Raw genomic sequence first — 14662 nt, 5'->3', positions numbered from 1 at the left:
AAAATTAATTAATAATAAAGATATATAATTAATTAAGTAATTTAGTGATGGTTGATTAAACAGGTATTTGCAGGATGATAGGTTATGGAACTTAAATTCAAAAAACAGATGAAACTTATTGAAAAAGAGGTAATTTTAAAATCTGTTGATTTAGATGATGATTTTGATGATTTTGAAGTAGATATAGGTGATTTTGAATCTAATGAAAGGTTCATGGCTATATCTCCACGTTGTATTAGATGTAACCTCTGTGTTGAGAATTGTCCTGTAGGTGCTATAAGTGATTCAACCTATTCAAAACGTGCTAAAATTTTAGATAATTGTGTAAAATGTGAAATATGTGTTCAAACTTGTCCTGTATCAGCTATTTACATATTTGAATCAGAGGCAGTAATAAATAATGAGGCTGATGACATTGAAGACCAAACCTTAGACTATACATTTAAACAGGTGACAATACCTCATAGGATTATACGCCTCAATGATATTGAAATGGATAGAAGTAAATGTATCGGTTGTGGTCACTGTGTTAAATATTGTCCAACTAAAGCTAATAAGCTAAAGACTAAAGAATATATTGAAGAGGCTGAATGCCAGGTTTATGATAACTTTGAGAAAGGTCAGTTATATCCATTTATTAATAAGAAACTATGTGTTGGCTGCGGATCATGTAGTAATATATGTGCCCAGGGTGTTTACAATATAGATAATTATATTGGTCCCCTAGTGCAGACCAAGAATCTTTTAATACACGATGATAAATGCGTCTCATGTTTCTTGTGTGAGGATAATTGTCCTACAGCAGCAATTGTTTTAAATTCAGAGAATATTCCGGAATTAGATGCCGATAAGTGTATTCGATGTAATACATGTTCAGATAGGTGTCCTGTAGGTGCATTAGAGTTAGTGGATGTTGATTTAAATTCAGATTTATAATAATAAATAAATGAAGGGTATAATATGAAAGCAAAAGAAATGATGGATAAGAATTTTTTAAGTGTTCATGCATTTGATTCAATCAGTGATACTTCTAAATTATTAGAGGATCATAAAAATTTCACATGTCCCGTTGTGGACGATAATATGAAATTAATAGGTTGGATTACTGCTTTAGATTTAACAAAAGGATTACGTGAAGGTAATGAAAAGGTTGCAGAGATCATGCATCCTCCCGAGGAAACTAATTATTTACATGAAAACGATTCAGCAAGGGATGCAGTACTTGAAACCGATAGTAATAAAGTTATAGCTATTCCTGTATATAATGATGATGAGATATTGACAGGTATTATACGTTCCTTTGATATTATACATACCTTCTCAGATTTATATGAAACTAAGGTATATAAATTCTATGAAGCTATGTTAAAACAATTAAAAGGAGTTTCCTGGGAAGAGCTTATGGAAGCATCAGCTATTGTTACAAGACGTGAAACCGGTGAAAAAATTACTCCTGAAGAGTATGATAAAAGGATTCATGCAGTTACATTTGGTAATGCTATATGGGCAACTGGCGGTCTTGAAAACTTCTTTACAGGATTAATTTCTGTAGGGGAATTAGTAATGGCTCGTAGAGTCGGTTCTAGACCTAGATAAAATTTAATTTAAATTTTATATTAAGTTTTTATTTATTAGGATTTTACTTTAATAAAAACTATTCATCTTTTAATTGAATTTCTTGTTTTATTGGATGTTGTAGAGACTGTTAAGTTTTCTATTGAATTTCTAGTTTTATTGATGGTAATATGGACTATTCATCTTTTAATTGAATTTCTTGTTTTATTGGATGTAGTAAGGACTTTTAATTTTTCTATTGGATTTTTGTTTGTATTGTTTTATTCTAGTTTCTATTTTTATATTTCTTTTCATGAAATAATTCTATTTTTATTGAATGGCCTCTTTTTTTTAAAAACTTAATTTATTTATATGAATATTAACAAAAAGATATATTGATAAATTATTAAATATAATCAAATTTCTAAAAAATATAAATTACAGGGATTTTTCATGAGAACATATAATGAATTTGAAGGAAAAACGATTTTAATAACTGGTGGAGCAGGTTGTGTAGGAGGTAACCTTACACGTAAACTTTCTGATTTAGGTGCTGAAAAGGTAATTATCTTGGATAATATGTCTTCCGCATATCATTGGAATGTTGTAAAAGCGGATAATGTTGAATTTGTTGAGGGAGATATAAGAAGTGATGAAGACTTAAATCGTGTTTTTAAAGAAAGACCGGATTATGTTTATCATTTAGCAGCTCACTTTGCAAATCAGAATAGTGTAGATCAACCTGAAACTGATTTAATGGTTAATGGTTTAGGAATTCTCAAGGTTTTAGAACATGCACAATTAACTGGAGTTGAAAGATTTGTTTATTCCTCATCTGGTTGTGGAGTTTATGGTCTGGATTCCAAAATGCCTTTTAAAGAATATGATATATCCATTTCATTGCACACTCCTTATCAATTAACAAAGTTGCTTGGAGAATTATATACCAATTATTTCCATAATTTATATGATTTACCAATTGTAAATGCAAGGTTCTTTAATGTATTTGGTCCTGGAGAAGTTCCAGGTAAATATAGAAATGTAATTCCAAACTTTTTCTATTGGTCTATGAATGGTCAGGCTTTACCTATTACTGGTGAAGGTACTGAAACCCGTGATTGGACCTATGTTGGAGATATCTGTAATGGTCTTTTAGCAATGGGTATTGAAGAGGAGGCTATTGGTGAGGCTATTAACCTTGGTTCTGGTAAAGACCATAGGGTTATAGATATGGCTAATAGGGTTAATGAATTATCTGGAAACGAAGCAGGTATTGAATTTAAAGAAAGAAGAAATTGGGATGCAAAGACTAAACTTTTAAGTTGTATTGACAAAGCCCATGATATTCTTGGATATAAACCTACTGTTTCATTTGATGACGGTCTTGTAAAAGTTCATGATTGGTTTGTGGACAATTGGGATAATATACAGGAATCAGCTGAGTTTGATTAGATAAATTATTCCTTTTCTCTTTTTTCTATTTTAAATATTTTTAATTTTAAATAATTCAAGCTATTTTAATTGATTATTATGAAGATTTTAGTTGTTCAAGAGTCTGATTGGTTAAAGAGGAATCCTCATCAACAACATCATCTTATGGATAGAATGTCTGTAAGGGGTCATGAAATTAAGGTAATTGATTATCCAATTGATTGGCCTAAGGATGACCCGGAAGGTTTTAGATTCAATAGACAGGTAGTAGACAATGTTTATAAAGTGGATAAGAAGGCAAATATTCAGGTTATAAGACCAGGTTTTATCAAGAAACCTGTACTTAATTATATTTCACTTTACAGATCCCATAAGGCAGAAATCAAATATCAGATTGAAAATTTTAAACCTGATGTAATTGTTGGTTTAGGATTACTTAATGCATATTCAGCATCTAAGCTATGTATGAAATATGATATACCCTTTGTATATTATTTGATTGATGTATTATATGCGTTGATTCCGGAAAAGACATTTCAATCATTAGGCAAGAAAATAAATAAAAAGGCTATTAAAAATTCTAGAAAGGTCATCACCATTAATGAAAAACTATCAGAACTTGCAATAAGCTTAGGTGCAAAACCAGAGGACACAATTAAAATCGATGCAGGTATTGATTTAAAGTCATATGATCCTAATCTTGATGCATCAGCTATTAAAAAGGAATATAATATTAATGATGATGATATTGTGCTTTTCTTTATGGGTTTTATCTATGATTTTGCAGGAATGAAAGAACTTGCAATTGAACTAGGTAGAAACAAGGATAAGTATCCCAACTATAAAATCCTTATAGTTGGTGACGGTGATGCATATGATGATTTGGTTAGAATTAAAAATGACTACGATCTTCAGGATCAATTGATATTAACAGGTCGCCAGCCATTTGAGAAAATCCCGGAATTTTTATCAGCAGCTAGTTTTTGTCTTCTTCCCGCATATATAGACGAGGAGATTATGCAAGATATTGTGCCAATTAAAATATATGAATACCTTGCCATGGAAAAGGTGGTTATTGCAACAGAACTTCCAGGAATTTCAACAGAATTTGGATATGATCATGGTGTTGAATATGTTCGCGAGGCAAGTGAAGTTTTAGATAAAGCTCAATCGATTATTGATAGTGGAAGGTATGAAACACTTTCAAAAACTGCACGTGAATATGTAAAGGATAATGATTGGGAAAGTATTGTTGATAAGTTTGAAGATACATTAAATGAAATCATTAGTTGATTACTTGATTCATGGTTAAATCTAATTTTTTTCTTTATAATGGATTAACTACTGGCTTGAAAATTAGGGGCCGATTAATCTAAAATTTGAAATATTAAATATTTCTAATTAATTAAAATTTAATTGAAAAGATGGTTTAAGTTATTAATTAAATTCATCGTTTAATTTTAAAAGTCAGTTTTATATTTGATATTATTATAGAAATTTTGCTTTATTTTTCTAAAATAAATGGTTTTTAATCCTAAAATCTAGAAAAATATAAAAATTTTTAAATATAATATTAACTATAATTATATACATAATAGTGTGAGGTAATTTTATGATTTACAATATAGATGCAAAGAATACTAGAAAAGGTAATAGTATTTCTTTTTCTTTAAAAAAAGATGAAGGAGACTATGATTTTTATTACGAAGATGAAAATACTCATGAAAAGGTTAATCCTGAAGTGATTTCAAATAACAGTATTAGAGAAATTTGTAATAATATTATGTTAGCTAATTCTCCAATGCGTACTTTAAAACCAGGAGAAACTACTGATTTTAAAACTTTGACCTATGAAGGTAAAATTACTTGTAACTAGATTTAATTCTTATATTGGATTTTATTAACTGCAATCTATTAGTACAAGTATAAAAAAGATGTGACATTTAAAAAAAATTTATATTGCAGCTAATAATTTTCTTTATTTATTAAATCTTTATACACTAATTTGTTTTTTGTTTATTTTTTTGAGTTCTTATTTTTGATTGAAGTTAATTTTATAGATATTTTTTCATTAAAACATAATTCTTATTTGTCTATTTATCTTTATTTTTATAGGAATTTTTATTGTTTTTTTTTATTAGCTATTTCTTAAATTTTATTTATCTGTATATTTTTTATAGTTCCGCTTTAAAATCTATTAAATATTATTCATTTTATTTCTATTTTAATGACTTTTTGTATAATTATTTTGAGTCAAAAGTATTAAATAGAAGTATTAATCTATTCTTAATTAAATATAAATGGGTTTTGAAATATTTTTAATTTTACCATTATATATTTGTGATTTAAGGTGACAAAAATGAATGAATTATATGAAAAAATGGTCAACGAGTCAGTTGCCGCACAAAGGGCTGATGTTAACGTAATAAAGGAAAAAAGAGGCGGTAAATTTAAAATAACTGATGCTAAGCCATATATGGAAGCTGCAACTAGTATGAAACCAATAGGCGATCAAGCACAATCTGTATTTGATTTACATACTAATTCAGTAAAGTCCCATTATGATACCCTTGTAAGTTTAGCAGATACCATAAGACCTGAAGACGATCCTATGGTAGAACATTATCAAACACCTCCAGTACTTGAAATCTTAAAAGAAGAGGACAGTGCGTTCAATGACAGTGTCGAAAAATTCGCAGAATCTATTGCAGAACATGAGGCTATTGTTTCAAAAGAATCCATTAGACACTATGCAGGATTTTATGGTCCTACATGTGTTGTTGACTTCGCATTAATTCCTGGAAGTACCAGTAATATTGTAAACCAAATTCTTTCAAAAACAGATATTCCAACTCCTCATAAACAGGCTATTTTAGCTTCTAAATCATGGGGTATGAATACCTCTTATGGTGTTGGAGATGCTTTCTCTCAAGCTCTTGAATCTGGTGCTACAGCTTCTGAAGCCACTGAAGTAGAAATTGCTCAGTTACAAGATATTTACTTAGATCCTATTGAGGCACAGGGAAAACTTATGGATGCAGCAAAGGAATCTTCTTTTGATGTAAGGAAATATATGAAAAATTATAAAAAACTGATGACTCCTTATGTAAAAGCGGCAATGGATGACGGAGTTCATTATGGAAATATTGTAACTGTTCCTGCATATTGTGTAGGGGATATTGGACACCATATCTCTCAATCTACCTATAACATGTGTAAGGATGATGTTGTAATGGCATGTATTGAAGCTACAACAGATGTAATTGAATCTACCTTACGCAACAACTTGGAGAATTTCAAATCCAGTACTGATATTTTAAATTTAACCACCGGTGCATCTGCATGTGCAACTGAATATATGTTGGAATTAGACGGTTTTAATGCTGTAATGATTGTTGATTTACTTACAAAACGTTTCCACAACTTTGTTCAAATGTACCCAACTAGAGGTGCCGCTGCAGAACTTCATAACTCTGACTTTATGGATATGGTTTACAGGGGATATGGATATATTGAAAAGGCAAGAAAGGCAAGATCATCAGAACCTGATCCTTTAGTACCAATGATTAAAGGTTATAAGGTAGATTTAAGTCCTGTTGATAATAATGAGGTGATCATGAATCCGCAAAGGTATACATATCCATCATGCGCTATATCTGTCAGGTTCTCCTCCCTTATGCGTCTTGCAGATTATCCATGTTTACTTACCTCAGAACCAATGACCGCTACTTTAATGACAAATGTTATTGCACTTAGTAAGGAAATTCCTAACTCACCAGTTAGAGGATGTAAAAACTGTGCTGTCGCATCTCTCATGGACTTCAGACATCATTACTGTCAATGGAGGGAAGCTGTATAGGAATAAATAATGGAATCTATTTATGATTCCATTTTTTTATTAATTGGTTAAAAATTGATTAATATAATTAAAAATTATCATTAACTATTATTTTTTTAATTAAAATATTTTCAAGGAGGAGAAAAAGATGGCTAGTTTAAGTAAAAAATTTTTAGCTGAGTTAATAGGTACATTCTTTTTAGTGTTTGTTGGTACCGGTTCAGTAGTGGCTGATACTTTAATCTCACGGGCTGTAAATCCTAAACTTGTTGGTATAGGTATGGTTGGTGGATTTGCTGAATGGTTTGGTGTTTCTTTAGCTTTTGGTATTACAGTAATTATTTTCATTTATGCTGTAGGTAAGATCTCAGGAGCACATTTTAATCCAGCAGTTACATTAGGATTACTTTCAACTGGAAACATTTCAGGAAAAGACTCAGTTGTGTATATTATTGCACAGTTGATTGGTGCTGTAATTGGAAGCATTTGTATTTACTTCTGTTTCGGTCCGACATCTGCAACAGTTGCAGCATTAGGTGCTACCTATCCTGCATCAAATATTAGTTTTATACAGGCAACCGTTGCTGAATTGATCGGTACATTCTTACTTGTATTTGTTGTAATGGGTGTCGCAGTTGATAAAAAAGCAGAACCTGGATTTGCAGGTGTTGCAATTGGTTTAACTGTTGCCGCAGCAATCTTTGTTCTTGGACCTATTACTGGAGGATCTATTAACCCGGCACGTACTTTTGGACCATACCTAATTGATTCATTAGTAGGTGGCGGAAACCTATGGAATTATTTATTAATTTACATAATTGGACCTATTGTAGGTGGTATTTTAGGTGCCTTAACTTATAAAGGTCTTGCTACTGGAACTGAGGAATGTGATATTGAATAGGTATTGAATAATTAAACTTTATTCATACTTATTCTTTTATCATTATTTTTTAAGGGATTCTATCCTTGTTTTTTAGTCTTTTGTTTTTGAGATTATTATTCCTATTTTTTTTACCGGTTTATATTTCATTTTGGATTTAATATCTCTATTTTTAATTCTATTTATTTTTTAGCATTTTTTGATTAATCCTTATTTTTATTTTAGTTTTACTTGATTTTTTTCTATTTTTCCAGATTGATTTAAGTTTTATTTTCAGATTTACAAATTTAATTTGCTTGAGTTTATTTCAATAATACTTTTTTTAAAATTCATACATAATTTTGAGATTTGTTATAATCAATTTTTCATATCTTGTTTAATTTTCAATATATTTCTATAATACTTATTAATTGTCTATTTTTTAATTGTTTTTTCGATAGTTAATAAATTTTAAATATTAATTTAACCATAATATTAAATATAATATTTTAGGTGATTTAAGTGAAACAAGAAAAATTTTATAGTAATTCAATGGATATTATAAAAGAGGATTATCCAGATATCTACGATACCATTGTAAAGCTTAATGAAACTGTATATTCCGGTAGTTCATTAGATTATAAAACTCAGAAATTAATTGCTATTGGTATTGCAGCTTCCAAATGTGATAAACAAGCTACCAGGAAACAAATTAAAAGTGGTATTAAAGAGTTAGGTATAACCAAAGAAGAAGTTATGGACGTTTTAAAAATAGTTTTATTAACTTCCGGAATGCCTGCATTTATGCATGCCGTAACAATCCTGAATGCATTAGATTAAATCTATTTTTATAAATTTTTTATTTTTTATTCTTTTTTTTATATAATTAACATAACATTTATATGTGATTATAACCAAAATTCTATTATCGTTGTAATGTTTACTATTTTTACTATGATTAATATTATTCAATGATTTTTCAAATATTAAAGAGTTTTATAGTTATCAACGATAAACTTTTTTGGGATTTATTCCCTGGATGTGGCTTTTAAGCTGAACAAAAAAGGTGTTTATTTATGATGTATAAATATATTAGAGATGCATGGAAAAACCCAGATGAATCTTATGTAAGAGAACTCATGTGGGAAAGAGCTCCTAAATGGAGAAGACAACCAGTTATAACTAGAATTGAAAGACCTACTAGATTAGATCGTGCACGATCTTTAGGTTACAAAGCTAAAAAAGGATATGTTGTAGTAAGAACTAGGGTAAGACGTGGTTCAAGAAGAAAATCTCGTTTCACTTCAGGTCGTAAACCATCTAAAATGGGAGTAAACAAGATTACCGCTTCAAAATCTATCCAAAGAATTGCTGAAGAACGTGTTTCTAAAAAATACCCTAACTTAGAAGTATTAAACTCCTACTGGGTATGGGCTGACGGTAAATTCAAATACTACGAAGTAATTTTAGTAGACCCACAAAGTCCTTCCATTAAAAACGATCACAAAATCAACTGGATTTGTGAAAGTCAACACAAAGACAGGGCTGGTAGAGGTTTAACTAGTGCTGGTAAAAAAGGTCGTGGTCTCTCCGTTAAAGGTAAAGGAGCTGAACACGCAAGAAGAGGATAATTCCTCTTACTTTTTTCTATTTAATTTTTTTTATTCTATATAGTTTCTTCAATGGCTTTAATCCATTTAACTTTTTAGAATGATGTTTTTTTAATTTACTAAACTTACTTAACTTTTTAGAATTTTTTTAATTAAATACTATTTTTTCATGATTTTAACTAATTTAAAATGATTTATATGATTCACAATATTAGATATCGATTATTTGTATATGAAAATGAAGACGAAGAAGAATTGATTAATGGTTTACATAATATTTTACCAGATGTGGTGCCAGAGCTTGAAGAGGCAGAGGGAATGTTTGGTGAAGATGATAATATTTTAATATATTCTGGTATTGTGGATAAGAAAAGATATCTTAAGGATTTCTTATTTAATTTAATGAATCAATTAGATAAAGATCAATTATTGAAACTATATGATGATATGGAAAGAAAAATGGATGATCAATGTAATCTTTTCTTAAGGTTTTCAAAGGATGCTGCAGTAGATGAGAAATGGCAAATTGTTGATAGGGGAGATAGTATTCATTTAAAGATAAAAATTGCCGCTTATCCTGCTAAAAAAGATATTGCATTAAAAAACTTTAGTGAATATCTAATCTCTGAGATTGAGGCTAAAGATGATTGATTTTGAAAAATTTGATCATAATTTAAGACTTTCCTGGAATGGGGTATACGTGACTGATTTTCTAATTAGGTTCTATTTATCCTAAAAATCTAATTCTAGAAATATTTCTTCCAGATTAAAAATACATTTATTAAATTGAAAATCATAAATCTAATAATAATTAAAGTTTAAGAATGGTTTTACATGATATTCTATGATTTAAATCTTAAAGGTTCTAATTATAATAATGATTATAACTTAATCAAAGAGGCATATAATTTCGGTTGGAATTATTTAAATTTACAATATTCTCCTGAAGAGTTTCAAAATGCATTGGATTATAAGGATAAACTCGTTGAAGAAATTTCAACATTTGCTGTTGAGAATAAACCTTTGGAGATTAATTTTGGTTTAAATATTAATTCATCAAATGTAAATACTGTTAGAAAAACAGTGAACAGATTTAGAAACAAATCCGATTTTATCTCAGTTTTCGGTGGAACTAATGAGATTAACAGGGTATCCCTTGAAAATCGTCATGTTGATGTTTTATCTAGGCCCTATTATAAGAAAAATGACTGTGGATTAAATCATGTTTTAGCTAAAGAGGCTTTTAAAAATCAGGTAGCCATAGAACTATGTTTTAAAGATATTTTAACTAACTTTTTATCCTATAGGGCTAAGGTTTTAGCTAATTTTAGAGATATTATTGCTTTACAGAGAAAGTTTGAATTTCCTTTGATTATAACCACTGGCAGTGAAAGTATTTTTGATATACGCTCTCCGATAGACATATCTAATTTTTTTAAAGTTTTAGGTTTAAATGATCGGGAAATAAAAAATGGATTGATGGAATATCCTAAAAGCATAGTTGATTTTAATAAGAATAGGGAAAATTTCTTATTTGAAGGAGTTCATATAGTTAATAAAGATGATTAACAAGATCATAATCCAATCACTTATTATATTGGATTCCATCATTAATTAAAATCGGATTTATGAAATTTTATTAAGAATGGCCATAAGAACCTTATAATATTTATTTAAACTATGTGCAAATCAAATATCATGGTTTTTTATATTAAAAATAGTTGATTAAAATGAAAATGAAAGTATTACCCCCAACACTTAGAAAAAATAATCGTTATCTCACATTGGATATTAAAACATTAGATTATTTCAATAAAAATGATTTAATTTTAGCTGTTTGGGATTCTTGTATTAGATTATTTGGAGAGATGGAAACTAGTAACTTTAATCTATGGCTAATGAGGGTTTATTATTTAGATGATCGAACTGATTGTCATCATATGAAAGCTATTTTACGTTGTCAAAGAGGATATGAGGGAGAGGTTCGCAGTGGTCTTTCAACAATTACCAAATTTAATGGTCGTCAGATTGCAATAAATACTATTGGTTTATCCGGAACTATTAAATCCTCAATTGAAAAATATATCGAGTAGTTTTTGTATAACCTATTAATTTTTACTTTTTTTAAGCTTTTACCATTTTTTACATATTTTTTTTAAAAATTTATTATTTTTTTATCTTTTTTTAGCTTTTACTATCTTTTACTTATTCTTTTAAAAATTTACTATTTTTTTTAATTTGTTCTTAAGTTCTTGTCATTTTTTTGATTTTTTTTTAAGAATTGTTGTTTTATTTTTTAAAAATCAGTTTTTGAATCTAATAAAACAATTAGATTTATATATTATCTATTTGCAATAAACTTATAGATGAATATAATATTTAGTGAATTTTTTAAAAAAAATAATTTATTTTCAAATTAAAAATAGATACATTTATTATATTATAAAATTAAATATTAATTAGGACATTAGGGTAATAAAAGTATTTAATCAAATCATGGAGATTTGATTTATTTTTTTTAATGAAAATAAAAAAATAGTTAAATTTTTTTTAAGAATTTTTTTTAGTTAACTAATTGATTAAGTTAGTAAAAGTGAGGTAATAAATATGCAACCTTTACAAAATGCTGGTTATGATAGGGCTATTACTGTATTCAGCCCAGATGGAAGACTTTTCCAAGTCGAATATGCAAGAGAAGCTGTTAAAAGAGGTACTACTTCCTTAGGAGTTAAAACCAAAGAAGGTATTGTTTTAGCAGTTGATAAAAGATCTACTAGTAGATTAGTTGAACCTAAATCTATTGAAAAAATTTTCCAAATTGATGATCATATTGGTGCTGCTTCATCAGGTTTAGTTGCTGATGCAAGAGCTTTAGTTGATAGGGCTAGAGTTGAATCTCAAGTTAATAAAATCACTTATAACGAACCTATTGGTGTTGAAGCACTTGTTAAAAAGATATGTGACATGAAACAAATGTACACCCAAAATGGTGGTGTAAGACCATTTGGTTCCGCACTTATTATTGGTGGAATTAATAAAGGTAATTGTAGATTATTCGAAACAGATCCTAGTGGGGCATTAATTGAATATAAGGCTACTGCAATTGGTGCTGGAAGAAATGAAGCTATGGATGTTTTTGAAGAAAAATATGATGATGATTTAACTTTAAATCAGGCTATTGATTTAGCTTTAGATGCAATATATGAGGCTACCGACGGTAAAACTACAAAAGATAATGTTGAAATTGCAGTTATCGAAAAAGAAACAGGAAAATACAGAAAACTCGATGACGATGAAGTAGCTACCTATGTTGAATCACTTTTAGAACGTAATAAAGAAGAGGATGAAGAAGATTCCGAAGATGAAACTGAAGAAGATTCTGATTCTGAAGAGGAATAGGCATAAAATAAGTGTTCTATGGAGTAAGAAATATGGTAAATGTTGATGATGCAATTATTGCTAAATTAGAATCTTATGGGGAACACTTTGAAATATTAGTTGACCCTGATTTGGCTGCCGAATTTAGAAACCCTGATGGAAAGGATGTTGAAGTCGAGGATATTTTAGCAGTTGAAGAGATTTTCAAAGATTCTAAAAAAGGAGATTTAGCTTCTGAGGAAGCTATGGAAAAGGTATTTAATACTACAGATCCTTTGGAAGTTGCGAAACAAATTCTTGAAAGAGGGCATGTTCAACTTACTGCCGAGCAAAAAAGGCAAATGCAGAAGGAAAAACGTAAGTTAGTTATTAATAAGATTTCAAGAGAAGCGATTAACCCTCAAACAGGTTATCCTCATCCCCCTCAAAGAATTGAGAATGCTATGGATGAGGCAAAAGTTAAAATCGATCCGTTTGTTTCAGTAGATCAACAAGTTCAAGTTGCTCTTAAAGCTATTAGACCACTTATACCAATTCGTTTTGAAAAAGTTAAAATGGCTGTCCGTTTACCTGGTGATAGTGTAGGACACGCATATTCTACAATTAGAAGTTTTGGTAAAATCTTAGAGGAAGAATGGCAACAGGATGGATCATGGATTGGAGTTATTGAAATTCCTGGTGGTCTTCAGGATAAATTCTCTGGAAAAATGGCTGAGCTTTCTAATGGAAATGGGGAAACTAAATTAATTAAATAATTAATTTTTTTAGTTTCTAATATTTTTTATAATGCGATTTAATTTTAAGTTAAAAATCGATATATGTTAAAAATGGATTTTAATATATATTTTAAAGATTAATATTGATAGGTTAAAAATGGATTTTAACTTGTTTATTGGATGGGGAAGAAATATTAATCAAATATCATGTTTATATAATCTAAAGTAAAAATTTTAGATTTTTATTTATTATACGGTGTGTATAAGATGATTTATGTAGAAAATAAAGACTTAGTAATTCCTGGTGATGTTCTTGCAGATGAGGATTTCTACTCAGGAAGAGGAACTTTTAAAGAGAATGGTCAAATCTGTTCTTCTTTAATGGGCTTAGTTTCCTTAAGGAATAAAAAAATAAGTGTTATTCCTTTAAAAAGTAAATATGTTCCAAAGAAGGGAGATGTGGTCATCGGTAAAATCGAAGATGTTCGATTCTCAATGTGGGATGTAGATATTAATTCCCCATATTCTGGTATAATCCCATCTTCTGAGGTTTTTGGAAGAGATAAAAAAAGTCTAAGTAAGGTTTTTGATGTTGGAGATGTTCTATTTTTAAGAGTTGTAGATGTGGATGAGGTTAAGAAAGTTAAACTTGGACTTAAAGGCCGTGGAATGGGTAAGTTTAAGGGAGGAATTATTGTAGACATTGCTCCAACTAAGGTTCCACGTTTAATTGGTAAGAAAGGTTCCATGATTAATATGATTAAGGACAAGACTGGTTGTAAAATTGTGGTTGGTCAAAACGGTCTTGTTTGGGTTAGGGGAGAACCTAAGATGGAACAAATTACTAGAGACATTATTCATATTATTGAAGAACAGGCACATACCTCTGGTTTAACTAATAGAATCCGTGATAAATTATATCTTGAAATTGACGGTGAAATTCCTGATGATTTGGATGAAGATCTCCCTGAGGAGTCAAGAACCTCAGATTTTAGTTCTCACGGTAATAGAAAACATAATAAAGGATTCCATAAAAGGTTAAATAAGAAAGACAATTCAGCCAGTAAATATGAGTTAGAAAAACCTAAACTTGAAAACTTTAAAGAGGAATTGAAAGAAGAGATTGAGGCTAAAAGACAGGCTGAAACCAAAAGAAATAATGATTTTATAAGTAATTTGGAGAATATTGAAAAGGAGAAAAAATCTCACAAGTCTCATTTTGAAATTGGTCGTAAAAAATCAGGTTTTTCTATTTTAAGAGATGATGAGTAGTTGT

Annotated in this window: 15 protein-coding genes; all 15 read left to right on the top strand. The window is 29.2% G+C overall.

The annotated features are described in order from the left end of the window. Nucleotides 1–84 precede the first annotated feature (84 nt). On the top strand, nt 85–936 hold the full coding sequence (locus tag ABM4_RS04660; protein WP_016358524.1) for a 4Fe-4S dicluster domain-containing protein: 852 nt from the start codon (nt 85–87) through the stop codon (nt 934–936). Between the two features lie 24 nt (nt 937–960). Continuing rightward, the gene (locus ABM4_RS04655; protein ID WP_016358523.1) at nt 961–1596 is read left to right on the top strand and encodes an HPP family protein; all 636 of its coding nucleotides are present in this window, start codon (nt 961–963) and stop codon (nt 1594–1596) included. 411 nt (nt 1597–2007) lie between these two features. Continuing rightward, nucleotides 2008–3006 carry an NAD-dependent epimerase/dehydratase family protein gene (locus ABM4_RS04650; protein ID WP_016358522.1) on the top strand — a complete coding sequence of 333 codons (999 nt, stop codon included), beginning with the start codon at nt 2008–2010 and terminating at the stop codon, nt 3004–3006. Between the two features lie 78 nt (nt 3007–3084). Then, nucleotides 3085–4278, top strand: coding sequence for a glycosyltransferase family 4 protein (locus ABM4_RS04645; RefSeq protein WP_016358521.1), 1194 nt, complete (start codon nt 3085–3087; stop codon nt 4276–4278). A 319-nt stretch (nt 4279–4597) separates the two neighbouring features. Continuing rightward, complete coding sequence (locus ABM4_RS04640) at nt 4598–4861, top strand: hypothetical protein (protein WP_016358520.1); 264 nt, start codon at nt 4598–4600, stop codon at nt 4859–4861. A gap of 483 nt (nt 4862–5344) precedes the next feature. Next, nucleotides 5345–6844: a DUF2193 domain-containing protein gene (locus ABM4_RS04635; protein WP_016358519.1), complete on the top strand. Its 1500-nt coding sequence runs from the start codon at nt 5345–5347 to the stop codon at nt 6842–6844. Between the two features lie 127 nt (nt 6845–6971). Further along, complete coding sequence (locus tag ABM4_RS04630) at nt 6972–7724, top strand: MIP/aquaporin family protein (RefSeq protein ID WP_016358518.1); 753 nt, start codon at nt 6972–6974, stop codon at nt 7722–7724. A 480-nt stretch (nt 7725–8204) separates the two neighbouring features. Beyond that, the gene (locus tag ABM4_RS04625; protein ID WP_016358517.1) at nt 8205–8522 is read left to right on the top strand and encodes a carboxymuconolactone decarboxylase family protein; all 318 of its coding nucleotides are present in this window, start codon (nt 8205–8207) and stop codon (nt 8520–8522) included. A gap of 239 nt (nt 8523–8761) precedes the next feature. After that, nucleotides 8762–9313, top strand: coding sequence for a 50S ribosomal protein L15e (locus ABM4_RS04620; protein ID WP_040681847.1), 552 nt, complete (start codon nt 8762–8764; stop codon nt 9311–9313). Between the two features lie 177 nt (nt 9314–9490). Further along, nucleotides 9491–9943: an RNA-binding protein gene (locus ABM4_RS04615; protein WP_016358515.1), complete on the top strand. Its 453-nt coding sequence runs from the start codon at nt 9491–9493 to the stop codon at nt 9941–9943. 183 nt (nt 9944–10126) lie between these two features. Next, entirely contained in the window at nt 10127–10861 is a 735-nt protein-coding gene (gene rnp3, locus ABM4_RS04610; RefSeq protein WP_016358514.1) for a ribonuclease P protein component 3, read from the top strand. A 161-nt stretch (nt 10862–11022) separates the two neighbouring features. Continuing rightward, on the top strand, nt 11023–11385 hold the full coding sequence (locus ABM4_RS04605; protein ID WP_016358513.1) for an Rpp14/Pop5 family protein: 363 nt from the start codon (nt 11023–11025) through the stop codon (nt 11383–11385). A 514-nt stretch (nt 11386–11899) separates the two neighbouring features. After that, the gene (psmA, locus tag ABM4_RS04600) at nt 11900–12691 is read left to right on the top strand and encodes an archaeal proteasome endopeptidase complex subunit alpha (protein ID WP_016358512.1); all 792 of its coding nucleotides are present in this window, start codon (nt 11900–11902) and stop codon (nt 12689–12691) included. 32 nt (nt 12692–12723) lie between these two features. Beyond that, entirely contained in the window at nt 12724–13425 is a 702-nt protein-coding gene (locus ABM4_RS04595; RefSeq protein ID WP_016358511.1) for a ribosome assembly factor SBDS, read from the top strand. A 228-nt stretch (nt 13426–13653) separates the two neighbouring features. Then, complete coding sequence (gene rrp4, locus ABM4_RS04590; RefSeq protein ID WP_016358510.1) at nt 13654–14658, top strand: exosome complex RNA-binding protein Rrp4; 1005 nt, start codon at nt 13654–13656, stop codon at nt 14656–14658. Nucleotides 14659–14662 lie beyond the last annotated feature (4 nt).

The organism is Methanobrevibacter sp. AbM4 (assembly GCF_000404165.1).
GTDB classification, from domain to species: Archaea; Methanobacteriota; Methanobacteria; order Methanobacteriales; family Methanobacteriaceae; genus Methanarmilla; species Methanarmilla boviskoreani.
The sequence above is the reverse complement of the archived record's forward strand: the minus strand, read 5'-3'. Positions and strand labels throughout refer to the sequence as shown.

Bases quoted from the DNA above. Each gene is read 5' to 3' on its own strand.
- ABM4_RS04660 (WP_016358524.1), top strand. From the start codon at position 85: ATGGAACTTAAATTCAAAAAACAGATGAAACTTATTGAAAAAGAGGTA.
- ABM4_RS04655 (WP_016358523.1), top strand. From the start codon at position 961: ATGAAAGCAAAAGAAATGATGGATAAGAATTTTTTAAGTGTTCATGCA.
- ABM4_RS04650 (WP_016358522.1), top strand. From the start codon at position 2,008: ATGAGAACATATAATGAATTTGAAGGAAAAACGATTTTAATAACTGGT.
- ABM4_RS04645 (WP_016358521.1), top strand. From the start codon at position 3,085: ATGAAGATTTTAGTTGTTCAAGAGTCTGATTGGTTAAAGAGGAATCCT.
- ABM4_RS04640 (WP_016358520.1), top strand. From the start codon at position 4,598: ATGATTTACAATATAGATGCAAAGAATACTAGAAAAGGTAATAGTATT.
- ABM4_RS04635 (WP_016358519.1), top strand. From the start codon at position 5,345: ATGAATGAATTATATGAAAAAATGGTCAACGAGTCAGTTGCCGCACAA.
- ABM4_RS04630 (WP_016358518.1), top strand. From the start codon at position 6,972: ATGGCTAGTTTAAGTAAAAAATTTTTAGCTGAGTTAATAGGTACATTC.
- ABM4_RS04620 (WP_040681847.1), top strand. From the start codon at position 8,762: ATGTATAAATATATTAGAGATGCATGGAAAAACCCAGATGAATCTTAT.
- ABM4_RS04615 (WP_016358515.1), top strand. From the start codon at position 9,491: ATGATTCACAATATTAGATATCGATTATTTGTATATGAAAATGAAGAC.
- rnp3 (WP_016358514.1), top strand. From the start codon at position 10,127: ATGATATTCTATGATTTAAATCTTAAAGGTTCTAATTATAATAATGAT.
- ABM4_RS04605 (WP_016358513.1), top strand. From the start codon at position 11,023: ATGAAAATGAAAGTATTACCCCCAACACTTAGAAAAAATAATCGTTAT.
- psmA (WP_016358512.1), top strand. From the start codon at position 11,900: ATGCAACCTTTACAAAATGCTGGTTATGATAGGGCTATTACTGTATTC.
- ABM4_RS04595 (WP_016358511.1), top strand. From the start codon at position 12,724: ATGGTAAATGTTGATGATGCAATTATTGCTAAATTAGAATCTTATGGG.
- rrp4 (WP_016358510.1), top strand. From the start codon at position 13,654: ATGATTTATGTAGAAAATAAAGACTTAGTAATTCCTGGTGATGTTCTT.